Source organism: Streptomyces sp. bgisy159, from assembly GCF_965341775.1.
Lineage (GTDB): Bacteria > Actinomycetota > Actinomycetes > Streptomycetales > Streptomycetaceae > Streptomyces.
The window spans coordinates 22,182-29,044 of sequence record NZ_CBDQZH010000066.1 but is presented as its reverse complement, the minus strand read 5'-3'; the positions used below and the strand labels follow the sequence as shown (position 1 = coordinate 29,044).

4 protein-coding genes are annotated in these 6,863 nt (G+C 73.5%); 3 read left to right on the top strand and 1 reads right to left on the bottom strand.

The features are described from left to right. Positions 1-60 precede the first annotated feature (60 nt). On the bottom strand, positions 61-1,872 hold the full coding sequence (locus ACSLTV_RS34190; protein WP_432139560.1) for a bifunctional metallophosphatase/5'-nucleotidase: 1,812 nt from the start codon (positions 1,870-1,872) through the stop codon (positions 61-63). A gap of 193 nt (positions 1,873-2,065) precedes the next feature. Between ACSLTV_RS34190 and mshD the strand changes: the two genes are divergently transcribed. The 3 genes from mshD to ACSLTV_RS34175 all read left to right on the top strand — a co-directional run bounded on the left by mshD (position 2,066) and on the right by ACSLTV_RS34175 (position 6,848). Then, on the top strand, positions 2,066-2,998 hold the full coding sequence (gene mshD / locus ACSLTV_RS34185; RefSeq protein ID WP_432139559.1) for a mycothiol synthase: 933 nt from the start codon (positions 2,066-2,068) through the stop codon (positions 2,996-2,998). 504 nt (positions 2,999-3,502) lie between these two features. Then, positions 3,503-5,743 (top strand): RNA degradosome polyphosphate kinase, encoded by a 2,241-nt coding sequence (locus ACSLTV_RS34180; protein ID WP_432139558.1) that lies wholly within the window; start codon positions 3,503-3,505, stop codon positions 5,741-5,743. Continuing rightward, a complete protein-coding gene (locus ACSLTV_RS34175; protein WP_432139557.1) occupies positions 5,724-6,848 on the top strand; it encodes a CHAD domain-containing protein in 1,125 nt (374 codons plus the stop codon). The genes ACSLTV_RS34180 and ACSLTV_RS34175 overlap by 20 nt, the downstream gene beginning before the upstream one ends. Positions 6,849-6,863: the final 15 nt, after the last annotated feature.

Here is a 6,863-nt window from a genome sequence, read left to right as displayed (position 1 = left end):
CCCCCCCCCCCCCCCCCCCCCCCCCCCCCCCCCCCCCCCCCCCCCCCCCCGGGACAGCGCCTACTGCACGATCGTGATCCGGTTCGGCACCGGGGGCGCGATCGGGTCGGTGGCCGAGGAGTTGGCCAGCAGGTACTGCTCCAGGGCGGCCAGGTCGTCGGTGCCGACCAGGTCGTCGGTGCCCAGGCCCAGCGTCGGGAAGTTGTCGCCGCCTCCCGCGAGGAAGCTGTTCGTCGCGACGCGGTAGGTGGCCGACGGGTCGATCGCCGCGCCGTTCAGCCGGACGGAGTCCGTGACGACCCGGTCGGCGCCGGTCTTCGTCAGGTCCAGGGTGTAGGTCAGGCCGGAGGACGGCTGCAGAATCCTCGGCGCGGCCTCGTTCTTGCCGCTCACCTGCTCCTTCAGCACCTGGACGAGCTGCTCACCGGTGAAGTTCTGCAGGTTCACCGTGTTGGCGAACGGCTGCACGGTGAAGCCCTCGGCGTACGTCACCACACCGTCGCCCTCGCTGCCCTTGGCCGCGTAGGTGAGGCCGGCGCGCACCCCGCCCGGGTTCATCAGTGCCAGGTCGGTGTCCGGGTCGAGCTGCTTGCCGTAGGCCAGTTGGGCGTCCGCGATGAGGTCGCCCATGGGGGACTCGGTGCCCTGGTTGGTGATGTCGGCGGAGATGTGGCCGATCGGGCGGTTGCCGATCGGGGCGGCCAGCGTGTCCCACCGGTCGATCAGCTCGGTCATGTCGGGCGCCTTGGGGACGTCCCGGGTGACCACGTGGTTCGCCGACTTCACCGCCGTCCGGGCGATGTCACCGGTGAACCGGTCGTAGGTCAGCGTGGTGTCGGTGTAGAGGCGGCCGAAGGACGAGGCGGAGGTGACCATCCGGGGCCGGCCCGCCGGGTCGGGGATGGTGCACGTGTACGCCTGGTGGGTGTGCCCGGTGACCAGCGCGTCGACCGCGGGGGTGATGTTCTTCGCGATGTCGACGATCGGGCCGGAGATGCCGTCGCCCGCACCCGGCGAGTCACAGTCGTAGTTGTAGGCCGAGGAGGCCGGGAAGCCGCCCTCGTGGATCAGGGCGACGATCGACTTGACGCCCCTGGCCTGCAGCACCCTGGCGTACTTGTTGATGGTGTCGACCTCGTCCTTGAAGGTGAGGCCCTTGACGCCGTCGGCGGAGACGATGCCCGGGGTGTTCTCCAGGGTCACCCCGATGAAGCCGATCTTGACGTCCCGCTTCTTCCAGATCCAGTACGGCTTGAGGATCGGCCGACCGGTCTTCTCGTCCTGGACGTTCGCGGCCAGGTACGGGAAGTCGGCGCCGCCGAAGCCCTCGTCGGTGTAGCAGCCGTCGGTGGGGTGGCAGCCGCCGTTCTGCAGGCGGGACAGCTCCCTGGCGCCTTCGTCGAACTCGTGGTTGCCGACGCTCGTCACGTCCAGGTCGAGCTTGTTCAGCGCCTCGATGGTGGGCTCGTCGTGGAAGAGGCCCGAGAGCAGCGGGGAGGCGCCGACCATGTCGCCGCCGGCCGCCGTGATGGAGTACTTGTGGCCCGCGCGGGCCTGGCGCAGATGGGTCGCCAGGTACTCGACGCCACCCGCGTCGACGGTCTGCGTGGTGCCGTCCTCGTGGGCCTCGGTGACCCGGCCGGAGGAGCCGGACGGCGGCTCCAGGTTGCCGTGCAGGTCGTTGAACGACAGCAACTGGACGTCCTGGTAGCGGCCGGGCCACGGGTGGTGGTGGCCCCGGCCCCGGCCGTCGCTGGCGTCCGCCGGCAGCGCCGCGGCCAGGGCGCCGACGGTGGCGAGCACGGCGGCACCCGCGAGCGTGCGGTAGGTCCGGCGTCTGCGGCTCGGGTACGACTGGGAAGTGGCTGGCATGCGCCCCCCTGTGGTTGCGTCCCCCGGGCCGGGCCGGCCCGGTGAGGCGGGTGTGGATCTACGCCCCCGTCCGGCCGCAGCCTAGAGTCAACGCGCGTAGCGCGACAGGGGTTTCGCGGTTACATCCTGGTTTACCTTTTCCGACGTCTGCGCTTTCGGGCCCGCGCGCCGCCCTCCCCTTACCCTCGTATGCATGACCAGCGACGACCCCGCACGGCTCCCGCTCCCCGTCTCCCGAACCATCGAGACCTTCTCCGCGCTCACCCCGGACCGGATCGAGGCGGTCCTCGACCTGCTCGCGGAGGCCGCCCGTACCGACGGTCAGCAGGCGGTGTCCGAGCAGGGTCGGCTACAGCTGCGCGGCGGCGAGCGTGAGGGCGTGTCCCATCTGCTGCTGTCCGAGAACGGCCAACTCGTCGGGTACGCCCAGCTGGAGGACACCGACCCCATCGAGGCGCCGGCCGCCGAACTCGTCGTCCACCCCGCGCGCCGCGGTCACGGCCACGGCCGGGCGCTCGGCTCCGCCCTGCTCGCCGCCTCCGGCAAGCGGCTGCGGATCTGGGCCCACGGCGGCCACGCCGCCGCCCGCCACCTGGCGCAGGTCCTCGGTCTCACCCTGTTCCGCGAACTGCGTCAGATGCGGCGTCCGCTGACGGGGCTCGACCTGCCCGAGCCGGTCCTCCCGGAGGGGGTGACGGTCCGTACGTTCGTCCCGGGCGCCGACGACGCCGCCTGGCTCGCCGTCAACGCCGAGGCGTTCGCGCACCATCCCGAACAGGGCTCCCTCACGCAGCGCGACCTGGACGCCCGCAAGGCCGAGCCCTGGTTCGACCCCGCCGGCTTCTTCCTCGCGTTCCGCGGCGACCGGCTCCTCGGCTTCCACTGGACCAAGGTGCACGCGGAGGAACAGCTCGGCGAGGTCTACGTCCTCGGCGTCTCGCCGGACGCGCAGGGCGGCGGCCTCGGCAAGTCCCTCACCACCATCGGCCTGCGCCACCTCGCGAGCCAGGGCCTGCCCACCGCGATGCTCTACGTCGACGCCGACAACAAGGCCGCGGTGTCCGTCTACGAACGGCTCGGGTTCGTCACCCACGAGGCGGACCTGATGTACCGCACGGAGACCTGACCGAGGCGGGTCCCGGGTCGGGCGGCCGGCCACGCGACGGGGGCGCGGGCCGGCGGCGGCGGTCCGTCCACGGGTGGGGGCCGGTACGCGGTCTGTCACGAGCGGGGGCCGGGAGAGCGCTCCCGCCCGCCCCGCCGATCGGCGCCGGCCCCTCCCCCGGCGTGGGCCGGCGGGCGCGCCCGCCGCACGGCACCGCCGTACCGCCCGAGGCCGGCCGGTGGCCGACACGTCCCCCGCGCCTCGGCAGCCGCCTACCCGGCGCCGGCGGCGCAGGGCCCGGCTCCGCGGCCGCGTCCGACGCCTGTGATCCGCCCCGGGCTATCCCACACGTCATGTCTCCGTAACCAGCGATTCAGACAGGCTTGCGACCCTCGGCCAATGACCGCCGCCGTGCCCGAGCCTTCACCGCCCCCGGAGGGGACACCCAGGGGCAGGAACGTCGCCGCGCTCCCTCCCGCGCGTTCCGACGCGCCCGTGACGCCGGTGGCGCGGAAGAATGGGTCCATGAGCCAGTCGAACACCCGGTCCGAGACACCGCACGCGCAGCCCTCCGTGGGCTCCATAGCCGCGCACCGCCCGCACACCGTCGCCGCCGTGGTCTCCGATCTGGAGCCCGACCTCGACGCCGACCTCGACGACTACGAGGAGTCACAGCTCGACGGCGCGACCGGCGTCCAGCTCCCGCAGGGCCGCTTCCTCGACCGGGAGCGCAGCTGGCTCGCGTTCAACGAGCGCGTCCTCGAACTCGCCGAGGACCCCGGCACCCCGCTCCTGGAACGGGCGAACTTCCTCGCGATCTTCGCCAGCAACCTGGACGAGTTCTTCATGGTCCGGGTGGCCGGCCTGAAGCGCCGCATCGCCACCGGGGTCGCCACCCGCTCCGCCTCCGGGCTGCAGCCCCGCGAGGTGCTGGAGATGATCTGGGCCCGCTCCCGCGAGCTGATGGCCCGGCACGCGGCCTGCTACCACGAGGACGTCGCCCCGGCGCTCGCCGAGGAGGGCATCCACCTGGTCCGCTGGCACGAGCTGACGGAGAAGGAGCAGGCCCGCCTCTTCACGCTCTTCCGCCACCAGATCTTCCCCGTGCTCACCCCGCTGGCCGTCGACCCCGCGCACCCCTTCCCGTACATCTCCGGGCTCTCCCTGAACCTGGCCGTGCGGGTGCGCAACCCCGTCACCGGCACCCCCCACTTCGCCCGGGTGAAGGTGCCGCCGCTGCTCTCCCGCTTCCTGGAGTGCTCCCCGGGCCGGTACGTCCCCCTGGAGGACGTCATAGCGGCCCACCTGGAGGAGCTGTTCCCGGGCATGGAGGTGCTGGAGCACCACACCTTCCGGGTCACCCGCAACGAGGACCTGGAGGTCGAGGAGGACGACGCCGAGAACCTGCTCCAGGCCCTGGAGAAGGAACTCATGCGGCGCCGCTTCGGGCCGCCGGTTCGCCTGGAGGTCGAGGAGAACATCGACCGGGAGATCCTCGACCTGCTGGTGCGCGAGCTGAAGGTCTCCGAGGCCGAGGTGTACCCGCTGCCCGGTCCGCTCGACCTGACCGGCCTGTTCCGCATCCACAGCCTGGACCGGCCGGAGCTGAAGTACCCCAAGTTCGTCGCCGGCACCCACCGCGACCTGGCCGAGGTGGAGTCGGCGTCCGCGCCGGACATCTTCGCCGCGCTGCGCAAGCGGGACGTGCTGCTGCACCACCCGTACGACAGCTTCTCGACGTCCGTGCAGGCCTTCCTGGAGCAGGCCGCGGCCGACCCGGACGTCCTGGCGATCAAGCAGACCCTGTACCGGACCTCGGGCGACTCGCCGATAGTCGACGCGCTCATCGACGCCGCCGAGTCCGGCAAGCAGGTCCTCGTCCTGGTCGAGATCAAGGCCCGTTTCGACGAGCACGCCAACATCAAGTGGGCGCGCAAGCTGGAGGAGGCCGGCTGCCACGTCGTCTACGGCCTGGTCGGCCTGAAGACGCACTGCAAGCTGTCGCTCGTCGTCCGCCAGGAAGGCGAGACGCTGCGCCGCTACAGCCACGTCGGCACCGGCAACTACCACCCCAAGACGGCCCGCCTCTACGAGGACCTCGGCCTGCTGACCGCCGACCCGCAGGTCGGCGCGGACCTGTCCGACCTGTTCAACCGGCTGTCCGGCTACTCGCGCCGGGAGACGTACCGGCGCCTGCTGGTGGCCCCCAAGTCGCTGCGCGACGGCCTGGTCCAGCGGATCAACAAGGAGGCCCAGCACCACCGTGCCGGCCGGCCCGCCTACGTCCGCATCAAGGTCAACTCGATGGTCGACGAGGCCGTGATCGACGCCTGCTACCGGGCGTCCCAGGCCGGCGTGCCGGTCGACATCTGGGTGCGGGGCATCTGCGCGCTGCGCCCGGGCGTGGCCGGCCTGTCGGAGAACATCCGGGTCCGCTCCGTCCTCGGCCGGTTCCTGGAGCACTCCCGGGTCTTCGCCTTCGGCAACGGGGGCGAGCCCGAGGTGTGGATCGGCAGCGCCGACATGATGCACCGCAACCTCGACCGCCGTATCGAGGCCCTGGTCCGGGTCGTCGACCCGGCGCACCGCGCCGCCCTCAACCGGCTGCTGGAGACCGGCATGGCGGACACCACCGCCTCCTGGCACCTCGGCCCGGACGGCGAGTGGACCCGGCACGCGGCCGACTCGGACGGTCAACCACTGCGCAACGTCCAGGAGATGCTCATAGACGCCCGGAGGCGCCGGCGTGGCACAGCGACACCATGACCTGACGGACCCCGCGGCCGGCCGCGCCCGCACCGGGGACGCCCTCGCCGGCTACCTCCGGGCCCAGGCCACGGAGTTCCTGCGGGCGCTGCGCCAGCACCGGGAGACCGGCGGCGGCGCCGCGGGCGGCGGGGACGGGTCGGCCGACGCGGCACGCGCCCTGCGCCGCTCGGCCCGCCGCATCAGCGGCAGCCTGCACACCTTCCGCCCGCTGCTGGACGCCGACTGGTCCGAGGAGATCCGCCCCGAGCTGGCCTGGATCTCCGGCACCCTCGCCCTGGAACACGCCTACGAGTCGCGGCTGGAGCGCCTCCTGCTGGCCCTGCACCGGCTGTCCGGCTCGGCCGCGCCGATGGTCCCCGCGCAGGGCGGCACGGGCGAGCACGCCGAGGAGGTGGCCGCGGGCGGCCGCCCCGCCCGGGCCTCGCGGGCGGGTACGACGGCCCTGGACCACGCCGGTTCCCCGGCCCCCCTGGACCGCGGTCACCTCACCGTGGGCGCCGCGAAGGCCGGCGCCCTGCTCGACCGCCAGCTCACCCTCGCCCGCACCCGCGCCCACTCCACCGCCCTGCAGGCCCTCGGCTCGTCCCGGTTCCACGCCGTCGCCGACAAGGTGGCGCTCCTCGCCAGCGACGTCCCGCTGGCCCCGGCCGCGGCCACCGCCGACCTGCGTCCGCCGGCCGCCGCCGCCGAGGAGCGCCTGGCCGACGCGGTCGCCGCCCTGCCCCTGATCACCGCCGGCCTCCCCTACAACGCGGAGGCCCTGGTCCACGGGCTGTCCCCGGAGCCGGCCCCGCACCCGCAGGACGCCCCCTGGCACCAGGTCCGCCTGCTGCTGCGCCTGCACCGCTACGCGCTGGACGTCCTGCACGGCGACGACCGCGCCCCCGACGTACGGCTGCTGGCGGCCGGCGAGGCCCTCGACCGGCACCGTGACGCGGCGGAGGCCGCCGCGGCGGCGGCGCAGGCCGCCCGCACCCCCCGGATCGCCCCGGCGACCGCCTACGCGCTCGGTGTCCTGCACGCCGACCAGCGGCATGAGGTGGAGGCGGCGCGGTACGCGTTCCAGCACACCTGGCGGCGGCAGGCCGTCGGCACGCCCTGACCCCACCCGGCCCAG